This is a genomic window from Brevibacillus sp. LEMMJ03 (genome assembly GCF_007197875.1).
In the GTDB taxonomy this organism is placed as follows: Bacteria; Bacillota; Bacilli; order Brevibacillales; family Brevibacillaceae; genus Brevibacillus; species Brevibacillus thermoruber.
Genome location: NZ_VKJN01000010.1, coordinates 59,116 through 81,457, shown reverse-complemented (window position 1 = coordinate 81,457; position 22,342 = coordinate 59,116). Strand labels below are relative to the sequence as shown.

Sequence of the window (22,342 nt, the reverse complement as noted above, 5' to 3'; positions counted from 1 at the left end):
GTCACATTATCCCTTCGATGCAGACCGTACGGGAAAAGCCCCTTTATCGTTTGACGCGGCCCCTGTTAAGCAGGCATGCCCCCTGGAGTTATCCGTTTCCGCTGTGGAAAGGGCTCCGTTCGATCCCCGGCCTGACAAAGACAAGTCTTGCCGCCGGTCCATTTTTCGTCCATGCGAGGCTTTGGATGGGACCCGGCAGACGGCAGGTTGCCAAAACATGGTTGGCAAGGGGGCCGCGCTAATCCGGATACCGTTCTCCGTCACCGCCAAAGAGGGTCCGCACCTTCGCGTACGTTCTCATGGTCAGGTGGGGAAACACAATGGCCAGTTCCCCCTCGTTCAGGTGGAGGGGAGAGCCCGGCGATTCGACGACGTACGGGATGTTCATCGCCTCCAGTGCCCGCGTATACTCCCACGCGTCGTCCCAGTTTGTAACGTAGTACGTCGATTTGTTATCCAACATGGTCCACGCTCCTTTACGCGTTAGTATGCCCCAACGGGGATGGAAGCAAGCAGAAAGAGCCCTTCTGATGAAACGGAGAGGATCGTGATTTCCCGGAAATAATTCTCGTGCTGACCGCGCATAGTAAGAGTGTGTCTGTCCGATCCATCCCCGGCTGCGGACGACCGCCTTCCCCTCAATTCTGACCACAAGGAGCATGATCATGGAGACGGATGCCAGGAACAACATCCCGAACATCAACCTGTTTACCACGAAACAAAACATGGACACCCCGCTGATCACCGAACAGGCGGAGGACACGTCGGCAATCAACGGTGGAGAGCTTGAGGTTGACAGCGACGCAAATGAGGATCCGAACCGGGAAAAGCTGTTGGACGACGCTGCGGAGTCCTTTTTGGATTCCCTCTCTCGATAAGGTTGTGCCACTTTCTTAAGCGCAGGCTGGCAGTCTCATACCTTACTGGTATTCGGAACTTTTCCTTCCCTTTCGCGTCTTTACAATTGCAGCACATTTCACGAAAGAGGGAAAAGTCACATGAAGAAGTACAGGAAGAACTGCTTGAACATGGTGGCCGCCGGCGTTTTGGCGTGGAGCAGCGTCGGTTTGACGGCCGCGGCGGAATCCGTTTCGTTTCAGGACGTCTCCCCGGCCTACTGGGGATACGATACGATCAGATGGGGTGTGGAGCAGCGTTTGATTTCCGGTTTCCCGGACCACACCTTCAAGCCGGATCAGTTCGTCAAGGAAAGCGAGTTTTTGGCGATGCTGCTCCGTTATTACGCAAACCGCGGAAACGCGCTGACGCTTCAGCCTGCGGGTACATACTGGGCTGACGTTTATTACCGGCAGGCCGAAGCGTATCATTGGCCGGTGTCCCGGGAGCAGTCGGACCGTCCGATCAAACGGGGTAGCGTAGCCAAACTGATTGCTGCCTCGCAGGGCTTCCGTTACGACACGAACAACGCGGTCCAGTATTTGTACAACCAGGGGCTGGTAAAAGGGCGGGGGGAAACGGCCAGCTTGACCGGCTTCGCCAAGGAATCGTACCTCACCCGGACGGAAGCGGTTCAATTCATCAAGAATTTGGCGGACAAATCCATCGTCCAGGCCAAACAGGCGCCCGATCAGCCGTCTGCTCCGCTCATTCCGCCGAGTGCGAAATTGTACCCGTTTACCCAAAACGGCAAATGGGGATACATGGATGCGGCGGGCCGGGTCCTGGTCGATCCGCAGTACAGCAATGCCAGACCGTTTCGGGAAGGATTGGGGGCTGTATACCTCAACGGCAAATGGGGATTTGTCGGAGCCAATGGCGAACTGGCGATTCCCCTGCAGTTTGATGATGTGAAAGATTTCAGTGAGGGACTGGCTGCCGTGCGGGTCGGTTACAAGTACGGGTACATCAATCAAAAAGGGCAGTGGGTCATCAACCCCATCTATCCACTGGGGTCCCTCTACGAGTATGACAGAGGCGTCAATTTTCAAGAGGGGTTTGCCGTCGTCGCACAAGGGAACAAATATGCCTTCATCAACAAAAGCGGAAAGGTCGTCTCGGCAGCGTATGACGAGGTCATGCCGTTTCGGGAAGGACTGGCCGCCGTGCGGGTCGGCAACCTGTGGGGATATATCGACAAGACCGGAAAACTGGCCGTCAAACCGCAATTCGACATCGCCAACGACTTTCATGAAGGCCTGGCCGCGGTAGCGCGAAACGGTCGGTACGGCTACATCGGCAAAACCGGTGCCTACGTCATCAAGCCTCAATTTTCGGTGGAGGGGCTCAATTACAATTACAGCGGCGCGCCGCGGTTGTTTGACTTTCACGAGGGACTGGCCCTGGTCATGATCAACGGGAAGTACGGGTATATCGATAAAACCGGAAAGACCGTCATTCCGCCCGCTTTTGACACCCGTAACCAAACGGGCGATTATGCCACCGATTTTTCTGACGGCCTGGCTTTGGTGAGGGTCGGCTACCGATTCGGCTATATCGACAAGACGGGAAAATTGGTGATCCCCGCGCAATTTGATGCAGCAGACCCATTCTCCGAGGGGCTCGCGCGCGTCCGGATCAAGGGAAAAGACGGATTTATCGACAAAACCGGAACATTCGTGATTCCGCCGCAATTTTCGAATGCGCGCAGTTTTCTAGACGGATTGGCGCTGGTGACGGCGGACGGGTCGAACGATCAAATCTATATCGATAAAAGAGGGAACCGCGTAACGGAATAAGCGGATGGATCCGGCCCGATCGCATCGACGCGAGGGACGAATGACAGGTGGACAACCGGTTTCGCGATCCCAGGCGGGTGTTACGTTTCGCTTAGCGCTTGGGGTCGCAGATGCTGTTGCGAAAATACAGATACATTAGATAGGCTTTTCTCCCCTTCTCCGTCGTGCGATCAATGTGCTTTTTCAGGCACTTCACTAGCTTTTTGTCGCAGCTGCAGGCAAAATAGCCGCGTTTTCGGTAGCACTTGTCGTGCATCATGCAGCACCGGTCTATCTCGTCAATGGGCGGTTCCGGCCCCGAGCAGCCGGGACCGCACCAGTTGCCGTGAAAACAGGGAATCGATCCAAAACGCCGCTTGCGGCTTGGCATCTCGCATCACCGCCGTGGATGGTGTTACTACTACCATATCGGGTTTCGCCAAAAGTGATTGGACGCATACCTGATCGACTGACGCAACTTTCTCACCATCACCCGTTCGGGGATTGGCAGCCGGCGTCAAGACTGGCAGAATGAAAAAGGACAAGCCGGGTCCCCTGTACAGGGCCGAAGCGTTTCACGAAGGAGAGAGTTCCATGAAGACGGCATTATACCAGATCGCCTATCAAATCGGCATCCATCCCACGAAAATGGCCAAGCTGGTGCGGGAAGGCGAAATCACCGGCGAGGTGCCGGGAGACAACCCGCAGTCCAAGGAGGCTTGGGTCGACCTCCTTTCCCTGCGCAATTACATCGAGTGGCAGCGTGAGCAGGGGCGGCTGGACGAAGCGGCCTATTGGAAGGCGATCCGCCACATTGAACGAACGCTTACCAGCCGGTAACCCGTAGACAGGGCTGCCAAAAGCGGATAAAATTGGGCGAAAAAGCAGCGAGTCATGTTGGGGGAGGGAAGCACATGAATCTGACGGAAGCGCTTCGTCAACTGGTCGGCCACGAGCAGGTGAGCGTCAATCCGACCATGCTGGAACAGCACAGCCGCGATGAATCCTATCATCGGCCGCACACGCCCGACGTCGTCGTTTTTCCGCGAAACGCCGCCGAGGTCAGCGAAGTTGTCAAGTTTGCGAACAGCCACCGCATTCCTGTCGTGCCGTTTGGCATGGGCACAAGCCTGGAGGGACACGTCATCCCCTACCAGGGCGGGATTACGCTCGATTTTCAACGGATGAACCAGATTGTGGAGATTCGCCCGGAGGACCAACTGGTGCGGGTGCAGCCAGGGGTGACGCGTTTCCAGCTCAACAAGGAGCTGAAAAAATACGGCCTCTTCTTCTCGGTCGATCCGGGAGCCGATGCCACCCTGGGCGGAATGGCGGCCACCAACGCCAGCGGCACGACGGCCGTCCGCTACGGCGTGATGCGGGACCAGGTACGGGATCTGGAAGTGGTGCTCGCCAACGGTCAGATCATCCGTACGGGCGGATTGGCGGTCAAGTCGTCTGCCGGCTACAACCTGACCGGCCTGTTTGTCGGCTCGGAAGGGACGTTGGGAATCTTTACGGAGCTGACGCTCAGGGTCTACGGCATTCCCGAGTCCATCCTGGCGGCGCGGGCCAGCTTTCCCAGCGTCGAAAGCGCGGTCCGCACGGCGGTTTCCCTCTTGGCCGTGGGCATTCCGATCGCGCGGGTGGAACTGGTCGACCGGGTGTCGATGGAAAAGCTGAACCGGCACAGCGGTACGCATTATGAGGAAGCGCCGACGCTTTTTCTGGAGTTTCACGGCAATGAAGCCGGGCTGCAGCAGGACGTGCAGTTCGCCAAGGACCTCGCTGCCGATCACGGGTGCAGCGGCTTCGCGTTTGAAACGGATGCCAAAGGGAGGAACACCCTCTGGGAAGCGCGGCACAACCTCGCCTACGCGTTTGTCCACGGCTCGAAAGGCAAGAAGATCATGGTCACCGACGTCTGCGTGCCGCTGAGCGAACTGGCCGGGGCCATCACCTACGCCCGCGAGCAGATCGAGGCGGCCGGAGTGGAGGGCGGCCTGCTTGGCCATGTCGGCGACGGGAACTTCCACGCCCTGCTGTTGGTCGATCCGACCAACCGGGACGATCTGGACAAAGCGGAGCGGGTCAATGCCAATCTCGTCGACTACGCCTTGCGCTGCGGCGGCACCTGCACCGGCGAGCACGGGGTCGGGGTCGGCAAGCTGAAATACCTCCGCCGCGAACACGGAGAGGCGCTCGATCTGATGAGACAAGTAAAACAGTTGTTTGATCCCCACAACATCCTCAACCCGGGGAAAAAGCTGCCGCTCGATTGACACCAAAGGAGACAAGCAGGCACATGCACATCATCTACTGTCTGGTACCGAAGGCGTATTGGGAGCAGTGGGCGGAACGGGACGTCTATCTGCCCCGCGATTACGAGGAAGAAGGCTTTATTCACGCGACAAAAGGGGAGGAGCTGCTGGGCCGGGTGGCCGATCGGGTCTATGCCGATTTTACCGGCGACCTGCTGGTGCTGGTGGTGGATGAGGAGCGCGTCACGTCACCGGTCACATACGAACAGGCGAAGGACGGGCGGCTGTACCCGCACATCTACGGTCCGCTCAACCAGGACGCCATCGTCGAGGTGCGGCGGATGGAAAAACGGGAAGGGCACTGGGGCATCGGCGCCTCCTGCCCGTCCCGTTAACCGTTGTACCATTTCAAAAGCGCCCTCACTTCCTGCCGCTTGGCTTCCGGCAGCGAGTCCAGACGGCGCAGGAGCAGGCTGATCCGCTGCCGCTGCTCTTCTTCCGAAACGGGCGCACCGCTTTGAATCCAGCGCCGTTTCAGCCGGACCGGCTCCGTCTCTGCCAGGATGCGCAGGAGTTTTCGTTCCAGCAAATCCAACGAAGACATGTCATTCCCTCCGGTTCTCACACTCTCCTGTTTGCATTATACCACAGCCGTTTTGGTGTCCTCGCCGGTTTGTCGGCTGATTCCGGCGTACATAATCCCGCCGCCGCGGGCGCAAAATGGTAAGGTACGTCCAAACTTACCCATGCAAAGGAGTGTCCCCGATGGCGAAGCCGGATGATCGTTCGGACAACGTGGAGAAACTGCAGGAGATGATCCAGAACACGATGGAAAACATCCGCGAATCGCGCGATTACGTGAAGGCGCACGCGGACGAGCTGACGCCCGAAGAACGGGCGAACATCGAACAGAAAAACCAGCGCCGCGAAGAGAGCATCGAGGGGTTCCGCTCGGAGATCCAGGACGAGAACGCTCGGCTGCAATGACGGCGAGAAGCGCCTGCCGGACCAACGGCAGGTGCTTTTTTCGCACTCCACAGCATATCCACACATGAATTGTCGACCGAAACGTGGTATGCTGATAGGGAACCTTAGTGAAAAGAGGAGAAAGACCATGAAGCGACCAGAAGACACACGCGTCGTCGTCGGCATGTCCGGAGGGGTCGACTCCTCCGTGACGGCTTACCTGCTGAAACAACAGGGATACGACGTCATCGGCATCTTTATGAAAAACTGGGACGATACCGATGAATTCGGCCACTGCACGGCGGAAGACGACTTCCAGGACGTCCGGCGCGTCTGCGAACAAATTGGCATCCCGTACTACACGGTAAACTTTGAAAAAGAATACATGGAGAAAGTGTTCCAGTATTTTTTGGATGAATATAAACGGGGGCGCACGCCCAATCCGGATGTCATGTGCAACCGGGAAATCAAGTTTGGCGAACTGCTGGACAAGGTGATGGACCTCGGCGCCGATTACATCGCGACCGGCCACTATGCCCGGGTGGAGTTCCGGGACGGCGCGTACCGGCTGCTCCGCGGTGTCGACTCCAACAAGGATCAGTCCTACTTTCTCAACGCCCTCGATCAGCACCAACTGTCCAAAACGATGTTCCCGCTTGGTTCCCTGACCAAGCCGCAGGTGCGGGAGATCGCGGAAAAAGCAGGTCTGGCTACCGCTAAAAAGAAGGACAGCACCGGGATCTGCTTCATCGGGGAACGCAACTTCCGCGAGTTTCTGCAAAACTACCTGCCCGCCAAGCCGGGGGACATCGAAACGGTGGACGGTGAAGTGATCGGCCGCCACGACGGCTTGATGTATTACACCCTGGGGCAGCGGCAGGGTCTGGGCATCGGCGGCGGACACGGAAAGACCGGTGAGCCGTGGTTCGTGGTCGACAAGGATTTGGAGCGCAACGTGCTGATCGTCGCCGAAGGGGCCGGCCATCCCCGCCTTTACTCCACCCGTCTGATCGCCACCGATGTGAACTGGATCAGCGGCAAGGAGCCGGCGTCTTCCTTTACCTGTACAGCCAAGTTTCGGTACCGGCAGCCGGATCAGGGCGTGACGGTGCATCTGCGCGAAGGCAACACGGTGGAGGTCGTCTTCGATCAGCCGCAAAAAGCGGTTACGCCGGGACAAGCCGTTGTCTTCTACAACGGGGAGGAGTGCCTCGGCGGCGGAATCATCGACCGGGTGACGCTGCTGGATGCCGAGAAATAGCGCGGATGGGAGAATCGGAGCGTGGAAGCGACACAGAAATCAAAGCTGATTATCGTTTTGTTTTTGCTGGGGGCGCTTCTCGTCGGGGGACTGGCCTACATGGGCATGTACGCCACGGGGCAGGAGCACGTGTCGATCATTAACGAGAAGATCGCCAGCCAAGGGGGAAGGGTCACAACCATTACCGTCGTCCCCGTGGATGAGAGCCCGTTTGAGAAGAGCGGCAAGGGAAACACGATCTACAAAATCACGTACGAAAAGGACGGGAAAACCTTGACGGCGTGGTATCGCTCCATCAATCATTCCTCGATCATCAAGGAGGAAGAAGCGTGGATTCTCCCCAGGTAAAACCCGAAACAAAGAGACAGGGGACGTGAGTGCATGACCATGACCAATGCGGAAAAACTGCGCGACCTGGCACGCCTGATCCGCAGGCTGGAGCCGAATCTGGCGGGAGCGTCGCTGACGATCCTGGCATACGATCAGCGCGATGACATTGCCAAGGCGTTGGTGGAAGGGCTGGGTGCGGACGTACCGGTACAGACCAGCTCGGGAGAGTACGCCAACCACCTGGCCGTTTTCCGGGTGGGCGGCAGCAAGTACACGATCGCCCAGGACTGGCGGGAGGTGTACATCGCCGAGATCAATTACTGTCCGTGCCGGATTCCGCCGCAATCGCACGGACTGCTCGTCTATCACATCGATTATCCCGGCGTGATTTACGACGTGTCCCGCATTTTGGCCGATAATCGAATCAACATCTCCAAACTGAATGTCTCCCGAGAGCAAAAAGGGAAAAACGCGCTGCTCGTTTCCATTACCGACGAAGCCATCACGCCGGACGTGATCGCCGCCATCGAGAAGCTGCCGCAGATCACCCGCGTGTTTTCCCTGCAATGAAGACACGGCCGTCCGCAACCGCGGGCGGCTGTTTTGCGTGCATGGGCAGAGGGGTGAGGGGGAATTTCGCTGTATTTGGCCTGATGGCCGGAATCGGGCGGCCCAAATATTGTACGAGACCCGGGCAGAGAAACGCTTCTGATTTGTCCGCCGACCTCATATGAATGGAAAGGTGTGGAAAACAATTCGATGAGGAGGCATGTCCGTCGATGATCTACGCGCAGCCGGGACAATCAGGTGCAAAGGTTTCGTTCAAAAAGCGGTACGAAAATTTTATCGGGGGAAAATGGGTTCCGCCGGTGAAAGGGGAGTACTTTGAAAATGTCACACCCGTGACGGGACGGGCATTTTGCGAAGTGCCCCGCTCCACGGCGGATGACATCGAGCTGGCGCTGGATGCGGCTTACGAGGCAAAAGAGGCGTGGGGGCGCACATCGCCGGCGGAGCGGGCGGCCCTCTTGAACAAAATCGCCGACCGCATGGAAGCCAATCTGGAAATGCTGGCTGTAGCGGAAACGTGGGACAACGGCAAGCCGATTCGCGAGGCGCTGGCAGCCGATCTGCCGCTGGCGATCGACCATTTCCGCTACTTTGCCGGCTGCATCCGGGCCCAGGAGGGAAGCATCAGCCAGATCGACGACCACACGGTGGCCTACCATTTCCACGAGCCGCTCGGCGTCGTCGGCCAAATCATCCCGTGGAACTTCCCGCTGCTGATGGCCGTATGGAAACTGGCTCCGGCGCTCGCGGCGGGCAACTGCGTCGTGTTGAAGCCGGCCGAACAGACGCCCGCGTCCGTCCTGGTCTTCCTCGAACTGGTGCAGGACCTCATCCCGCCCGGTGTCGTCAACGTGGTCAACGGATTTGGACTGGAAGCCGGCAAACCGCTGGCCACCAGCAGCCGGATCGCCAAAATCGCCTTTACGGGTGAGACGACAACCGGCCGCCTGATCATGCAGTACGCGTCGCAAAACATCATCCCGGTGACGCTGGAGTTGGGCGGCAAGTCGCCGAACATCTTCTTCGAGGACGTCTGCGCCAAGGATGACGCGTTTTTCAACAAGGCGGTGGAAGGGTTCGTCATGTTTGCGCTCAACCAGGGCGAGGTCTGCACCTGCCCGTCTCGCGCCTTCATCCAGGAATCGGTGTACGACCAGTTCATGGAAAAAGCGCTGGCCCGCGTCGCTGCGATCAAGCAGGGCAACCCGCTCGACACGGAGACGATGATCGGCGCCCAGGCGTCGGCGGAACAGTTGGAAAAGATCCTCTCCTACCTCGACATCGGCAGACAGGAAGGGGCTCAGTGCCTGATTGGCGGTGAACGCAACATCCTCTCCGGCGACCTGAAAGACGGATATTACGTCAAGCCGACCGTGTTCAAAGGACAAAACAAGATGCGCATCTTCCAGGAAGAGATCTTCGGCCCGGTCGTCTCCGTGGCCACCTTCCGGAACCAGGCGGAAGCGCTGGAACTGGCCAATGACACGCTGTACGGCCTCGGCGCGGGCGTCTGGACCCGCGACGTGAATCTGGCCTACCGGATGGGGCGCGAGATCCAGGCCGGCCGCGTCTGGACCAACTGCTACCACGCCTATCCGGCGCACGCCGCGTTTGGCGGGTACAAGGTATCCGGCATCGGCCGCGAGACGCACAAGATGATGCTCGATCACTATCAGCAGACGAAAAACCTGCTGGTCAGCTACAGCCCGGATGCGCTCGGTTTCTTCTGATCGGGACAAAGCCCCGGCGAAAGGAGGAAGCGCATGGGCACAGTGCCGAAAGTGCTGGCTACGGAAGCGGCGCTGCGGTTGATCGAGCGGCTGAAGGGCAGGTACGGGCCGCTGTTGTTCCACCAGTCGGGTGGATGCTGCGACGGCAGCTCGCCGATGTGCTATCCGCGCGGAGAATTCCTCATCGGCGAGAACGACGTCCTGCTGGGCGAAATCGGCGAGACGCCCTTTTACATGAGCGCCGCCCAGTACGCCTACTGGAAGCACACGCAGCTCATCATCGACGTGGTGCCAGGGAGAGGGGGCATGTTTTCCCTGGAAGGGCCGGAGGGCGTCCGGTTCCTCACCCGCTCGCGGGTGTTTACCGACGAGGAGTACCGCACCTTGAAAGAAACCGGCGCGCTGTGACAAGCGTCGGCGCGGCGCCATTCCATCAGGAAACGGGGCATCCCGGAGGATCATCTTCGGGATGCCTCTGTTTTTACGACGAAAACACTCAGCGCAGAAAGAGCTGGTAGAAAGTGACGTCGTGATAGCGGCCAAATTTGAAGCCGACTTCGCGAAAAACGCCGATCGGCTGAAATCCGAGCTGTACGTGGAGGTTCACGCTGGCTTCGTTGCCGCTGGTAATGCCGGCCACGATGGTATGATACCCCAGCGTTTGTGCCAGACCGATGAGTTCGGTCATCAACCGTTTGCCGATTCCTTTCCCTTGATGATCCTGGTGCACATAGACGGATGATTCCGCTGTTTGGCGATAGGCAGGCCTGTCGCGAAATTTGCTCAAACAAGCGTAGCCAACAACGGTCCCATCCTCATCGGCGACGAGCAAAGGGTATTGGTCATCAAATTTCGCAAACCATTTCCGCCGCTGCTCCAAGGTCTGCTCCTCCAGGTCAAACGTGGCAGCGGAAGTGCGCACAACGTAATTGTAGATGTCCAAAAGGGCGGGAAGGTCACATTCGGCTGCCTTTCGTACACGAATCCTTGACATATGGTTCACCACCTGCACATTTGAGGTAATTATATGTGAGGTTTTCTTACATGATCAAGGGGTCGCTTCCATTTTTTTGTGATCACAAGCACAGGGCCGTTTTCCGTGAACCATTCGTGAAGACGACGTCCTTGACACCGGCTCCCCCTGCGGCTAGCATGAGAAGACGATTGACTTGACTGTAGAAACGGAGAGAACACCTGTGCGGGAATGGACGAAGACGGAAATGGAATCGCTCGCCAGCCAAACGGACAAACCGGCAGCCGTGTTCGTTTACACGCCGCTGTGCGGCACCTGCAAGCTGGCCGAGCGCATGCTGACGGTGGTGCAGGAGGCGCTGCCCGGCTTGACGCTGTACCGGGCCAATCTGAACCTCCTGCCCGAACTGGCGGAGATGTGGCGGGTGACCAGCGTGCCGGCGCTCCTCATCCTCGAGCGGGGGGCCGTCGCCGAACGGCACTACGCGCTTCGCTCGGTCGATTTTTTGTATCATGTGCTCAAGCGTTTTGCCTAGACAAACACCTATCTCCCGCGCGTTGAATACATGGAAGAGAGAGACAAAACGCGAAGGAGGAGGCGCATGCAAATTCATGTGGTACAGCAGGGGCAGACACTGTCAGGCATCGCCCAGGCGTACGACTCATCGGTCGAGGCGATTGCGCGGGCAAACGAGCTCCCCGAGTCCGGCAGGCTTGTCATCGGACAGGCGCTGGTGATCCCCATTCGGGGCAGCTATTACTGGGTGAGGCAGGGGGATACGCTCTACACCATCGGCCGGCGTTTCGGGATCAGTGCCGCGGAGCTGGCCCGGGTCAACCAAATCTCACAATTCCGTCCTCTACAGGTGGGGATGCGGCTGTACATTCCGCCGCGCCCGAGACCGGCAGCCGACTTCAATGCCTATGCCGAGCCGCGCCGGACGGTGCCGCCGGCGTTGGAGGCGGACGTTCGCCGAGCGTCGCCGCATCTCACGTACCTGGCTCCGTTCAGCTTTCGGATCAGGCGGGACGGCACATTGTCTACCCCGCCGCTGAACGACTTTCCGGAGATTGCCCGGGCGAATCGGAACGTCCTGATGCTGGTGGTCACCAATCTGGAGGGGGAACGGTTCAGCTCGGAACTGGGCAGCCTGGTGCTGAACGACATGACGGTGCAAAACCGCCTGCTGGACAACATCATCAGCACGTCACAGCGGCTTGGTTTTGGAGACATTCACTTCGACATGGAAGCCCTGCCCGCCACCGACCGGGATGCCTATGTCCGCTTTTTGCGACGCGCCCGCCAGCGGGCGAGCGAAGTGGGGAAAATGGTCTCCGCCGCCCTGGCGCCCAAGACCAGAGCCGATCAGCCGGGGCTGTGGTACCCCGCCCACGACTACCGGGCGATCGGAGAGATCGTCGACTTTGTCGTGATCATGACGTACGAATGGGGATACAGCGGCGGTCCGCCCATGCCGGTTTCGCCCATCGGTCCCGTTCGCCGGGTTCTGCAGTACGCCTTGACGGAAATGCCCGCCAACAAGATCTTGATGGGCCAAAACTTGTACGGGTACGACTGGAGGCTGCCCTTCCGGCCCGGTACGACGGCCCGCTCCCTCAGTCCGCAGGCGGCGGTCGCGCTGGCGCTGGAGAGGAATGTCAACATCCAGTACGATTATCGGGCGCAGGCGCCGTTTTTCGAGTATTCGGACGACGAGCAGAACCGCCATCGCGTCTGGTTCGAAGACGCCCGTTCGATCCAGGCCAAATTCAACCTGGTCAAGGAACTGGGACTGCGCGGCGTCAGCTACTGGAAGCTGGGGCTGCCGTTTCCGCAGAACTGGCTGTTGATCGAAGACAATTTTCGCGTGCGCAAGCGGGCGTGAACGAAGCGGCGAAACAAAAGGCGTACCTCCGAACGGGGTGTACGCCTTTTTCTCCGCCTGCCAATCATGGTATGATGGTGCAAAACGGAAGAAGGAGAGAGCCTATGGGAGAATGCAGATTGAATCACAGCGCGGAAGACGTGCGGGCGAAGCTGGCGGAGCAGACGCCCTACCTGCCCGGAGCGCTGGTGGACCGCCTGGAAGGGCTGCTCGCAACGCCGCTGTCCCAGGAGACGTTGAACGAACTGTTCCATCTGTTGAAAAAATACGATCTCGCTTCGCCGGAGGAACGGGCGGAACGGGAGCAAAAGCTGGCACGTCTGGCCGGCTGAAAGCAGTCCATCCATGAGCGCCGCTTGTCCGCGACCGGCCCGCTATTCGCCGATCGGCCTGCGGCCGGCGTACCCTTCGTGAATGCCGTGGTAATGGCTGACTGTCGGCTCGCCCTGACGCCAGCAGAGCAGCACCTCCTGCCCGTTCAGCACCGCAGGAAAGTCGAACAGGCCGATATCGATATCCTTTACCTGAACGCCTTGTTCGTGGAGCCGGTTGATGCGCATCTGCGCCTCCAGTTCCATGAATTCCAGGCGGCATTCCAGCGTAAAGACCGTGCCGTCGTCCGGGGGCTGCTGTTTCTTTGCCTGCTGCAGCTCCTGATAGGTTGCAGCGAATTGGCGCTTGGCCTCCTGCAAAAAGGAAAGCTCTTGGCGTACATACGGCAGCATCCGGTTGGCTTCTTCCACCGTGAAATACTTTTTTGCCAAGCATCCCACCTCCTGGTTCTATTATAGGGAGAACCGCGAGCGGAGGAAATGGACAGAACGCCGGCAGGAAGACAGGAACCGGCAGTAAGGAGTGGCTATGAACAACCGATTGTACTATGACGATCCGTATTTGCACACGTTTGAAGCGTGCGTGCTGAAACAGGGGACGGAACCCGACGGGACCCCGTACGTGGTGCTGGACCGCACCGCCTTTTACCCGACAGGGGGAGGGCAGCCCTGCGACTGGGGCGAACTGGACGGCATCCGCGTCATCGACGTGGAGGAAGTGGACGGTGACATCCGCCATCGGCTGGAAGCTCCGCTGTCTCAGGAGCGGCAGCGGATCACGGGACAGATCGATTGGCCCAGGCGGTTTGACCACATGCAGCAGCACGCCGGGCAGCACATTCTCTCGGCGTCGTTCGTCGAGGCGCTGGGGGCGGAGACCGTCGCCTTTCACCTCGGCAGGGATCACGTCACCATCGACGTCCGGCTGGACGAACTGTCCGTCGAGCAGGCGGAGCGGGTAGAGGCCCTGGCCAACCGCATCGTGCTGGAAAACCGGCCCATCGAGGCCCGGTTTGTCACGGAAGCCGAACTGGCCGTCATGCCTCTCCGCAAGCAGCCGACCGTCAGCGAGAACATCCGTGTGGTGATCATCCCCGACTTTGACTACAACCCCTGCGGCGGCACCCATCCGGCCCGGACCGGCGAAGTGGGGCCAATCAAAATCACGGGCTGGGAGCGCCACCGCGGCAATATCCGGGTAACGTTCCTCTGCGGCTGGCGGGCGCTCTCCGACTATTCCCGCAAGCATCTGCTGCTGCGCGAGTTGACCCGCACGCTGAACGCCGGCGAGGCGGAGCTGGCCGAGCAGGCGCAGCGGCTCGTGGCGGAACGGGAGCAGTTGAAAGAGACGCTGGAGGAGAAAGAAAAACGTTTGCTCGAAGGCGAGGCGCAGTCCCTGCTGGCGCAGGCGGCCCGTCTGTCCGACATGCGGCTGGTCCAGGCCGTTTTGGCCGGTCGAAGCATGCAGCAATTGCAGCAGCTCGCCAGACTGGTAACGACACAGGCAGCGGACGCGGTCTGTCTGTTCGCAGCGGAGGGAGAAAAGCTGCAGCTCGTGTTCGCCCGCGGCGAGCAGGTGGCGCTGCCGATGAACCAACTGCTGAAGGATACGCTGCCCTTGATCGACGGCAAGGGGGGCGGCAATCCGGCGATGGCCCAGGGAGGGGGCGCGCCGGTCCGTCCTGCGGAAGCGGTGCTGGCCCACGCCCGCCGGCTGCTGGAGGAATCGATCAGGGTCCAACAGGACTGACGCTTTTTCAGGAAAGGAGAGAAAGGCATGTCGATCTGGAAAACGGGAGACCTGGTCCGCGTCTCCTACAAGACGGGTGAATACGTAACGGAAGTGCTGGAAGATCACGGGGACAAACTGCTGGTCAAGGTGCTTGCGGTGCTGAAATACCCGACGCAGGGGGACCTGCACAACCCGTACGAGGTGGATGTGCCGCTGTTTCATCAGCGTCCCGCCCTGTCCTATCAGGAAAAGATCATGGTGCCCAGTCAGACCGTGATCCGTTACGGCGGAGCGGTGCCCGACTACAAGGAATCGGTCCAGACCGCATTGGAGCGGGAGATGGACAAACTGCGCAAGATGGTCACGTGGGCCCAGCGCTGTCTCGACGAGCTGGAGGCACTGCGCAAGGAGACCTTTACAAACAACGGATAGCGTGCTACTGTAGTAGTCAAGCAAGCAAAACAGCATAGCGCAATACCAAACGGGAGCCGAGCATAGTCGGCTGAGATTGTAACGAATGTGTTACTGACCGTTGAACCTGACCTGGGTCATGCCAGCGGAGGAAGAGGTATCGGCTGCATCAACGCACTGTCGTGATTCCGTGCCGCGTCACGCGCGCCGGAGTGCGACCACTGCACATGCGCAACCAAAACCATCCGTGGCGGATGGTTTTTTTGTTTGCCGTCCGCCCGATATCCGTGCGAACGGCTTCTTCTGTCTGGGGTTCGGTCAGGCAGGGAAGCCGTTTTTTTACGGCAGGAAGGCGACAGGCGGCCGGCCATTCCCGACGGCGCTGACAAAAGGAGGGGGAACATGCTGGTACAGTTGAACGGCAAACGCGTGGAGCTGGACGACGAGGTCAATACCGTCCGGGCCCTGCTTCTGTCCTACCAACTGCAGGAGAAAATCGTGGTCGTCGAGCGCAACGGCGAGATTGTCGACCGCGCCCGTTACGAATCCACGCCGGTCGCGGACGGCGATCGGATCGAAATCGTTCACTTTGTCGGAGGAGGCTGACATGATGGATACATTAAAAATTGGACCGTATGAGTTTCGTTCCCGCCTCTTGCTGGGAACCGGCAAATTTCCCGATCTGGACACGCAGAGCCAGGCGGTGGCCGTATCGGAAGCGGAGATTCTCACCTTTGCCGTGCGCCGGCTCAATTTGGAAAATCCGCACGAGCCCAATTTTTTGGAACGTTTGGATTTGAAAAAATTCACCCTGCTGCCCAACACGGCCGGCGCTTACACGGCCGAGGAGGCGGTGCGGATCGCCCGGCTGGCCAAGGCGTCGGGGCTGTGCGACATGATCAAGGTGGAAGTGATCGGCGATCCCAAGACGCTTCTGCCCGATCCAATCGGCACGTTGGAGGCCTCCCGCATCCTGGTGGAAGAAGGCTTTATCGTGCTGACCTACACCAACGACGACCCGATTCTCGCCAAACGGCTGCAGGAAGTGGGCGTGCACGCGGTCATGCCGGGGGCGTCGCCGATCGGTTCCGGCCAAGGGATACTCAATGAGCACAACCTGCGCTTCATCATCGAAGACGCCAAGGTTCCAGTGATCGTGGACGCGGGCATCGGGTCACCGGCCGACTGCGCTAAGGCGATGGAGTTGGGCGCGGACGGCGTCCTGCTGAACACGGCGGTGGCGCTGGCGGACAACCCGGTGCTGATGGCCGAAGCGATGAAACTGGCCGTGGAAGCGGGGCGCAAGGGCTTCCTCGCCGGGCGCATCCCGAAAAAGCGCTACGCCTCGGCCAGCAGTCCGACAGAAGGGATGATTGAATAACGTGGAACGCGTCACGGCAGCCATTGCCGAGCGGAGAGAAGAGCTGTTCGCCCTGCTGGCCGAGCTCATCGCCCATCCCACGGTCAGCCCGCCCGCCCGCAACAGCGGCGGCGCGCAGAGCCTGATCGCCCGAAAGCTGCGCGAGCTGGGCTTTGACGTGGACCGCTGGACGGTCTTTCCCGGCGATGACAACGTGGTGGGCCGCCTGAGGGGCACCGCACCGGAGCGGGCGAACAGCCTGATTGTCAACGGACATATCGACGTGGCGGAAGTGGGCGACGACAGCGGCTGGACGTATCCGCCGTTCGCCCTCACCCGCGGCCGGGACGGACGCCTGTACGGACGCGGCGTCGCCGACATGAAAGGCGGCCTGGCAGCCAGCCTGTTTGCCATTCAGATGCTGCGCGAGCACGGAATCGAGCTGAAAGGCGACCTGATCTTCCAGTCCGTGATCGGCGAAGAAGCGGGCGAAGCAGGCACGCTCGCCGCCATCGAACGGGGCTATACCGCCGATTACGCCGTCGTCGTGGACACCAGCCACCTGCACATGCAGGGACAGGGCGGCGTGATTACCGGCTGGATCACGGTAGAGAGCCCCGTCACCCTGCACGACGGGATGCGGGCCAGAACCATCCACGCCGGCGGACGGGTGCACGGCGCCTCCGCGATCGAGAAGATGATGAAGATCATCGCGTCGCTGCAGGAACTGGAACGCCACTGGGCGGTGATGAAGACGTACCCCGGATTTCCGCCGGGCAGCAACACGATCAATCCCGCGGTCATCGAAGGCGGCCGGCATGCGGCGTTTATCGCCGACCGCTGCGCGCTGTGGATTACCGTCCATTTTTACCCGAACGAATCGCATGAAGCGATCATTCGCGAGATCGAAGACCATGTGTTGGCGGCGGCCGCGGCCGACCCGTGGCTGCGGGACCACCCGCCCGCATTCCGCTGGGGAGGCCGGTCGATGATCGAAGAGCGGGGCGAGATTTTCCCCTCGCTGGAACTGGATCTCGGCCATCCGGCGCTGTCCAGGCTGAAGCGGGCCTATGAGGCAGAGATGCAGTGTCCGCCTGTGGTGGACATGTCCGGAACCGTGACGGATGCGGGCTGGTTTGCCCACGCCGGAATTCCGGCGGTGATATTCGGTCCCGGCGAGCTGTCCCAGGCCCATGCCGTCGACGAGTCGATCGATCCGGACGAACTGGTCCGCTTTGCGCAAATCATGGCCCGGTTTCTCGCAGACTGGTGCAACACGGAGAAGGAGTGAATATCGTCGTGGCGACTTTTACACAGCGCCTGTTGAACAGCGTGGCCCCGATCTGGGAGCGCACGCATCGCCATCCGTTCGTAACCGGCTTGGGCGACGGCAGTTTACCGGTTGAATCGTTCAAGTTTTACCTGAAGCAGGATTACGTCTACCTGATCGACTACGCCAAACTCTTCGCGATCGCCAGCACCAAGGCGGACGATCTGGCCACCAGCGCCAAGTTTGCCGCCCTGCAGGAGGCGACGCTCCATCACGAGATGGAACTGCACCGGCAGTACGCCGCCCGCTTCGGGATTTCCCGCGAAGAACTGGAGGCGACCCAGCCGTCGTTTGTAATGCTGGCCTACACCAGCTACATGCTGAAAGTGGCCCACCAAGGCACGCTCGCCGAACTGGTCAGCGCCGTTCTGCCCTGCATGTGGAGCTATTGGGAGATCGGCAAACAACTGGCGCAGGTGGACGGCGCGCTGGATCACGAGCTCTACGGCGAGTGGGTGCGCACCTACAGCTCGGACGAGTTCGGCCAACTGGCGCAGTGGCTGATCGGGTTGATGGATCAACTGGCGGAAGGCAAAAGCGAGCGGGAGCTGGCCCGTCTGGAAGAGCATTTTCTCAATACGTCGCGCATGGAGTACCTGTTCTGGGAGATGGCGTACCGGAGGGAAATGTGGCCGTGCGAGAAAAACTAGCCTTCGCGGGCGTCCGTTTCTCCTACGGGGAGAAAGCCATTCTCGACGGTTTTCAGCTCGCGGTTGGGCGCGGCGAACTGGTCAGCCTGATCGGACCGAGCGGGATTGGCAAAAGCACGCTGTTTCAGTTGGCGGCGGGCCTGCTGCAGCCGCAGGACGGGGAGATCAGGCTGGACGGCGAACCGGCGGCCCGTCGGCTGGGTCAGGTCGCCTATATGCCGCAGCGCGATCTGCTGATGCCGTGGCGGACGGTGGTGGAAAACGCGGCGCTGCCGCTGGAGATCCAGGGAATGCCGCGCAAAGAAGCGCAGGCCCGGGTGCGGCAGGAGCTGCCCCGCTTCGGTCTGGGCGGCTGGGCGGACGCTTATCCCGCGCAGCTCTCCGGCGGCATGCGGCAGCGCGTCTCGTTTTTGCGCGCGCTGATGACGGGCAGCGACCTCCTGCTCCTGGATGAACCGTTCAGCGCCTTGGACGGCATTACCCGGATGGAGATGCAGGAGTGGCTGCTTGCGATGTGGCAGCAGACGGGCAGCACGATGCTGTTGATCACCCACGACATCGACGAGGCGATCCTTCTGGCGGACCGGATCGTCGTGCTGCTCGGCAGCCCGATCAGCCGCCCGGTGGAACTGGCCGTCCCGGTGCCGCGGCCGCGCTCGCTGTCGAGCCGCAGTCACCCGGCGTTTCAGGCGCTGCGTGAGCAGATTTGGGAGCTGCTGCGCCAATCGGCGGCGGCACAGCCGGTCGGGAGGTATGCGTGATGAGGACGGTTCACCGGGGAATCTGGTTTGGCGTCTCGCTCGTGCTGCTCCTGGCCGGCTGGGAGGCGGTCTGCCGCCTGTTTGCCATCCCGCCGTTTATTCTCCCGCCGCCAAGCGCCGTGCTGCTGGCCGTATGGGATTTGCGCGAGCAGCTATTCGGCCTGCACCTGTGGGCGACGCTGCGGGAAGTGCTGATGGGATTGGCGGCGTCGATCGTGTTCGGCATTGCGCTCGCCCTGGCGATGAATCTCAGCCGCACCGTGGAACGGCTGGTCTATCCCTATATCGTTATTTCGCAGACGATTCCCATCATCGCCCTGTCGCCCGTCTTCATTCTCTGGTTCGGCTACGAGCTGTCGGGAAAAATCGCCGTGACGATCTTGTTCACGTTTTTTCCCATCGTCGTCAGTACCTATGACGGCCTGCGCGCGGCCGACCCCGAGATGGTCAACCTGCTGAGGACGATGGGTGCGACGCGCTGGCAGATTTTCGCCAAACTGCAGCTTCCGGCCAGCCTGCCGCATTTTTTCAGCGGCCTGAAGGTGGCGGCCACGTACAGCGTGGGGGGGGCGACCATCGGGGAGTGGCTGGGCGCGAGCGAGGGATTGGGCTATTTCGGCCGGCGGGCATCGGGCAATTTCCAGGCGCCCGCCCTGTTTGCCTCCGTGCTGCTGCTCTCCGTCCTCGGCATGCTGCTCTTCTGGCTGGCCGGCACGATCGAGCGGCGGTTCGCACCGCATACGCGCACGAACACACCGAAACAGATGAAATCACAGTAAGGAGACTGTTGAACCATGAAACGTTTTTCCAGATGGGCCAAGACACTGATGACCCTGTCGCTGGCGGCAGGGCTGGCGGCGTGCGGCAGCCAGACGGGAAGCGAAACGGCACCGCAGGGCAGACAGCCTGCGGCGGGCGGCGGCGAGCCGACCGAACTGACCATCGCGCTCGACTGGTATCCGAACGCCGTGCACTCGTTCCTCTACGCGGCGGAAGAACAAGGCTATTTTCGCGAGGAAAACCTGAACGTCCACCTGCAAATGCCGTCGGACACCAACGACCCGCTGAAAATGGTGGCGGTCGGCAAGGTGGACATGGCCATCAGCTACCAGCCGCAGGTGGTGCAGGCGCGTTCCGAAGGCATTCCGGTCGTCTCCATCGCGGCGCTCGTGCGCCAGCCGCTGAACGTGATCATGACGCGCAAGGACAGCGGTCTGGACACGCCGGAAAAGCTGGCCGGCAAGAACATCGGCTACCCGTCCATTCCGCTGGACGAGTCGATCGTCCGCACTGTGCTGAAGCATGCGGGCGCGGATGATTCCGGCCTTAGCTTTACCAACATCGGCTTTGACATCATCCCGGCGCTCACGGCGAAACAAGTGGATGCGGTCGTGGGCGGCTACATCAACCACGAACAGTTGATTCTGGAGAAAAACGGCGTGCCCGTCAACGTGATCAAGCCCAGCGACTTTGGCGTGCCTTCCTACTACGAGCTGGTCATCGCCACCAGCGACGAGACCCTGGGCAAAAAGCAGCAGGCGCTGGAGGCGTTCCTGCGCGCGGCCGCCAAAGGGCAGGAATACGTGGCGAAACACAAGGAAACAGCGCTCCAGCTCCTCTTGGACAAACAGGCCAAAGAGTTCCCGCTGGATAAAGACGTGGAGACGAAGAGCCTGGACATCCTGCTGCCGCTGATGGACGCGGGCGACCAGCCGTTCGGCAGCCAGACGGCCGAATCCTGGCAGAAGCTGATCGACTGGATGAAACAGGAGAAGCTGATCACAAAAGACGTCAACGTGGACGAAGTCATGCGCAATCTGGTGAAGTAAACGCGAAGCCCAAACACGGACCAACGTGTTTGGGCTTTGTTGTCTGCCGCTGGTTGTCACAGCTTTCCCAGGATCCGAATGATTTTATGGATGGCGTAGTCCAGGTCAAACAGATCATCCTCGCCGAGCTGGCTGATCCGGTCGCAGAACAAGCGATAAAATTCCTCCCAGCGCTGATAAACCGTGCGTTTTCCCTTTTCGGTCAGCATCAGCTTGACGAACCGTCGATCATTCGCGTCCTGTACTTTTTTCACGTACTCCTTTTCCTCCAATTTTTTGATCAGAGGAGTCAACTGCTGTTTGGAGATGCTGATGCTTTGGGCCAGGTGGGTCATGGCGATTCCTTCCTGGGCGTGGAACAGTTCCTCCAGGATATGAAACTGCAGATGGGTCAGGTCAGATGGTTTGGGTACAGGTGTATGCTTCGTGACGGGCTTGTTCATCTTGTTGTACACCAGCGGAAGCAGACGGATAAAGTTTTCGGCAATTTGCTTCGTTTGCGGCATCAATCCCATTCATCCTTTACCAATTTCTGGAATCGAATTGACATGAAGTAAACAATTATTTATTATTAAACCGTTCAATCGTTGATATGTCAACTAATTTACCTGGATTTATACATGAATGAATGAAAGAATGGTAAATAAAAATGAACCAATGTGTACATGGTCGTACATGGTTTTACTCCGCTGCCGGGTCGATTTCATGAAGCGCCCTTTTGGGGTTCACGAGTAAGAACGAACGCACCTGATGGACATGTTCCCGAACTCCCTTGTTGAAACTGGAGGAAAATAGGATGAAGAAGCATATTGCAGTCATAAATATTCCCGCCTACGGTCACGTAAACCCGACTCTTGCTGTGGTAAGGGAACTCGTCAATCGAGGACACCGGGTAACGTATGTAACGACAGAAGAATTTGTGCCGGCGATCGAAACGTTGCGGGAAGCGGTTCAGCACGCTGCGCATGACGAGGAGTTGTTCACCCGCGTAACAGACATGCAGCAAAAAGTGCGCGAAGCAGGCGGCGCCGTTACAGCCGCCCGGGCGATTGAAGCATGCTTGCGGGACAGCTAAAGCTAAGGATTTCGGCGTTTTTGTGGTTGCCCCCCACAAACGCTTTTCTTTTTGCCGGCAGCCGTCTTATAATGGAAAGGGGAATTCAAGACAAGGAGACGTTTTGATGAACGACAATCGCGAAGATCGCTACAACAAGCTGATTATCTGGACGTTTGTCGGCAGCGTGTTGATTTGTACGTTGTCCGTCGCCATTTACATGTACCTGATC

28 protein-coding genes, 1 pseudogene and 1 riboswitch are annotated in these 22,342 nt (G+C 59.5%); of the genes and pseudogenes, 24 read left to right on the top strand and 5 right to left on the bottom strand.

The genetic code is table 11. From position 1 onward, the window contains the following. Positions 1-238: 238 nt before the first annotated feature. Complete coding sequence (locus FOI68_RS14075) at positions 239-463, bottom strand: hypothetical protein (protein ID WP_035297550.1); 225 nt, start codon at positions 461-463, stop codon at positions 239-241. Between the two features lie 202 nt (positions 464-665). Here FOI68_RS14075 and FOI68_RS14070 point away from each other — a divergent pair, with 202 nt between their 5' ends. From FOI68_RS14070 to FOI68_RS14045, 5 genes are all read left to right on the top strand, one after another. Further along, positions 666-878, top strand: coding sequence for a hypothetical protein (locus FOI68_RS14070; RefSeq protein WP_143863538.1), 213 nt, complete (start codon positions 666-668; stop codon positions 876-878). A gap of 120 nt (positions 879-998) precedes the next feature. Continuing rightward, positions 999-2,696 carry a WG repeat-containing protein gene (locus FOI68_RS14065; protein ID WP_143863537.1) on the top strand — a complete coding sequence of 566 codons (1,698 nt, stop codon included), beginning with the start codon at positions 999-1,001 and terminating at the stop codon, positions 2,694-2,696. Between the two features lie 573 nt (positions 2,697-3,269). Beyond that, the gene (locus tag FOI68_RS14055) at positions 3,270-3,515 is read left to right on the top strand and encodes a hypothetical protein (RefSeq protein ID WP_143863536.1); all 246 of its coding nucleotides are present in this window, start codon (positions 3,270-3,272) and stop codon (positions 3,513-3,515) included. A 74-nt stretch (positions 3,516-3,589) separates the two neighbouring features. Continuing rightward, entirely contained in the window at positions 3,590-4,957 is a 1,368-nt protein-coding gene (locus FOI68_RS14050; protein WP_143863535.1) for an FAD-binding oxidoreductase, read from the top strand. Positions 4,958-4,980: 23 nt separating this feature from the next. Continuing rightward, positions 4,981-5,331 (top strand): DUF952 domain-containing protein, encoded by a 351-nt coding sequence (locus FOI68_RS14045; protein ID WP_035297558.1) that lies wholly within the window; start codon positions 4,981-4,983, stop codon positions 5,329-5,331. Here the strand turns inward: FOI68_RS14045 and FOI68_RS14040 are convergent. Then, the gene (locus tag FOI68_RS14040) at positions 5,328-5,540 is read right to left on the bottom strand and encodes a hypothetical protein (RefSeq protein ID WP_143863534.1); all 213 of its coding nucleotides are present in this window, start codon (positions 5,538-5,540) and stop codon (positions 5,328-5,330) included. The two genes, FOI68_RS14045 and FOI68_RS14040, sit on opposite strands and share 4 nt — an antisense overlap. Positions 5,541-5,701: 161 nt before the next feature. On the opposite strand from FOI68_RS14040, the gene tlp reads away from it, so the two are divergent. The 6 genes from tlp (at position 5,702) to FOI68_RS14010 (ending at position 10,201) form a co-directional block, all read left to right on the top strand. Further along, positions 5,702-5,923, top strand: coding sequence for a small acid-soluble spore protein Tlp (tlp, locus tag FOI68_RS14035; RefSeq protein WP_029099163.1), 222 nt, complete (start codon positions 5,702-5,704; stop codon positions 5,921-5,923). Positions 5,924-6,050: 127 nt separating this feature from the next. Next, on the top strand, positions 6,051-7,163 hold the full coding sequence (gene mnmA, locus FOI68_RS14030; protein ID WP_035297560.1) for a tRNA 2-thiouridine(34) synthase MnmA: 1,113 nt from the start codon (positions 6,051-6,053) through the stop codon (positions 7,161-7,163). Between the two features lie 21 nt (positions 7,164-7,184). After that, positions 7,185-7,511: a hypothetical protein gene (locus FOI68_RS14025; protein ID WP_029099165.1), complete on the top strand. Its 327-nt coding sequence runs from the start codon at positions 7,185-7,187 to the stop codon at positions 7,509-7,511. Positions 7,512-7,550: 39 nt separating this feature from the next. Beyond that, complete coding sequence (locus FOI68_RS14020) at positions 7,551-8,063, top strand: ACT domain-containing protein (RefSeq protein WP_035298325.1); 513 nt, start codon at positions 7,551-7,553, stop codon at positions 8,061-8,063. A 209-nt stretch (positions 8,064-8,272) separates the two neighbouring features. Further along, the gene (adh, locus tag FOI68_RS14015) at positions 8,273-9,793 is read left to right on the top strand and encodes an aldehyde dehydrogenase (protein WP_035297561.1); all 1,521 of its coding nucleotides are present in this window, start codon (positions 8,273-8,275) and stop codon (positions 9,791-9,793) included. 33 nt (positions 9,794-9,826) lie between these two features. Then, positions 9,827-10,201, top strand: a complete 375-nt coding sequence (locus FOI68_RS14010) for a DUF779 domain-containing protein (RefSeq protein ID WP_143863533.1) — start codon at positions 9,827-9,829, stop codon at positions 10,199-10,201. Positions 10,202-10,289: 88 nt separating this feature from the next. On the opposite strand, the gene FOI68_RS14005 is transcribed toward FOI68_RS14010, so the two are convergent. Further along, complete coding sequence (locus tag FOI68_RS14005) at positions 10,290-10,787, bottom strand: GNAT family N-acetyltransferase (protein ID WP_143863532.1); 498 nt, start codon at positions 10,785-10,787, stop codon at positions 10,290-10,292. 175 nt (positions 10,788-10,962) lie between these two features. Here FOI68_RS14005 and FOI68_RS14000 point away from each other — a divergent pair, with 175 nt between their 5' ends. The 3 genes from FOI68_RS14000 to FOI68_RS13990 all read left to right on the top strand — a co-directional run bounded on the left by FOI68_RS14000 (position 10,963) and on the right by FOI68_RS13990 (position 12,983). Next, positions 10,963-11,301, top strand: coding sequence for a thioredoxin family protein (locus FOI68_RS14000; RefSeq protein WP_255433482.1), 339 nt, complete (start codon positions 10,963-10,965; stop codon positions 11,299-11,301). Between the two features lie 66 nt (positions 11,302-11,367). Continuing rightward, complete coding sequence (locus tag FOI68_RS13995; protein WP_143863531.1) at positions 11,368-12,651, top strand: glycoside hydrolase family 18 protein; 1,284 nt, start codon at positions 11,368-11,370, stop codon at positions 12,649-12,651. Between the two features lie 104 nt (positions 12,652-12,755). After that, positions 12,756-12,983, top strand: a complete 228-nt coding sequence (locus FOI68_RS13990) for a hypothetical protein (RefSeq protein WP_044898111.1) — start codon at positions 12,756-12,758, stop codon at positions 12,981-12,983. A gap of 42 nt (positions 12,984-13,025) precedes the next feature. On the opposite strand, the gene FOI68_RS13985 is transcribed toward FOI68_RS13990, so the two are convergent. Next, entirely contained in the window at positions 13,026-13,415 is a 390-nt protein-coding gene (locus tag FOI68_RS13985; protein ID WP_044898112.1) for a DUF2203 domain-containing protein, read from the bottom strand. A gap of 97 nt (positions 13,416-13,512) precedes the next feature. On the opposite strand from FOI68_RS13985, the gene FOI68_RS13980 reads away from it, so the two are divergent. The 9 genes from FOI68_RS13980 to FOI68_RS13940 all read left to right on the top strand — a co-directional run bounded on the left by FOI68_RS13980 (position 13,513) and on the right by FOI68_RS13940 (position 21,056). Next, positions 13,513-14,733: an alanyl-tRNA editing protein gene (locus FOI68_RS13980; RefSeq protein ID WP_143863530.1), complete on the top strand. Its 1,221-nt coding sequence runs from the start codon at positions 13,513-13,515 to the stop codon at positions 14,731-14,733. Positions 14,734-14,760: 27 nt separating this feature from the next. Further along, positions 14,761-15,147 carry a kinase-associated lipoprotein KapB gene (gene kapB, locus FOI68_RS13975; protein ID WP_143863529.1) on the top strand — a complete coding sequence of 129 codons (387 nt, stop codon included), beginning with the start codon at positions 14,761-14,763 and terminating at the stop codon, positions 15,145-15,147. 39 nt (positions 15,148-15,186) lie between these two features. Then, positions 15,187-15,297, top strand: a riboswitch (TPP riboswitch). 231 nt (positions 15,298-15,528) lie between these two features. Next, positions 15,529-15,732 carry a sulfur carrier protein ThiS gene (thiS, locus tag FOI68_RS13970; protein WP_029099176.1) on the top strand — a complete coding sequence of 68 codons (204 nt, stop codon included), beginning with the start codon at positions 15,529-15,531 and terminating at the stop codon, positions 15,730-15,732. A gap of 1 nt (position 15,733) precedes the next feature. After that, positions 15,734-16,507, top strand: a complete 774-nt coding sequence (locus tag FOI68_RS13965) for a thiazole synthase (protein WP_029099177.1) — start codon at positions 15,734-15,736, stop codon at positions 16,505-16,507. Between the two features lies 1 nt (position 16,508). After that, the gene (locus tag FOI68_RS13960; protein WP_370512131.1) at positions 16,509-17,777 is read left to right on the top strand and encodes an acetylornithine deacetylase; all 1,269 of its coding nucleotides are present in this window, start codon (positions 16,509-16,511) and stop codon (positions 17,775-17,777) included. Between the two features lie 8 nt (positions 17,778-17,785). Beyond that, on the top strand, positions 17,786-18,466 hold the full coding sequence (gene tenA / locus FOI68_RS13955) for a thiaminase II (protein WP_035297577.1): 681 nt from the start codon (positions 17,786-17,788) through the stop codon (positions 18,464-18,466). Further along, positions 18,451-19,227, top strand: coding sequence for an ABC transporter ATP-binding protein (locus tag FOI68_RS13950; protein WP_035298328.1), 777 nt, complete (start codon positions 18,451-18,453; stop codon positions 19,225-19,227). Before tenA ends, FOI68_RS13950 begins: the two co-directional genes overlap by 16 nt. Then, positions 19,227-20,006 (top strand): ABC transporter permease, encoded by a 780-nt coding sequence (locus FOI68_RS13945; RefSeq protein WP_143863527.1) that lies wholly within the window; start codon positions 19,227-19,229, stop codon positions 20,004-20,006. Before FOI68_RS13950 ends, FOI68_RS13945 begins: the two co-directional genes overlap by 1 nt. Before the next feature lie 15 nt (positions 20,007-20,021). Further along, entirely contained in the window at positions 20,022-21,056 is a 1,035-nt protein-coding gene (locus FOI68_RS13940) for an ABC transporter substrate-binding protein (RefSeq protein ID WP_143863526.1), read from the top strand. 56 nt (positions 21,057-21,112) lie between these two features. Here the strand turns inward: FOI68_RS13940 and FOI68_RS13935 are convergent, their stop codons facing one another. Next, on the bottom strand, positions 21,113-21,562 hold the full coding sequence (locus FOI68_RS13935) for a MarR family winged helix-turn-helix transcriptional regulator (RefSeq protein ID WP_255433480.1): 450 nt from the start codon (positions 21,560-21,562) through the stop codon (positions 21,113-21,115). A 290-nt stretch (positions 21,563-21,852) separates the two neighbouring features. On the opposite strand from FOI68_RS13935, the pseudogene FOI68_RS13930 reads away from it, so the two are divergent. Continuing rightward, positions 21,853-21,990 (top strand): annotated as a pseudogene (locus FOI68_RS13930) (UDP-glucosyltransferase); the annotation flags it as partial. Positions 21,991-22,342 lie beyond the last annotated feature (352 nt).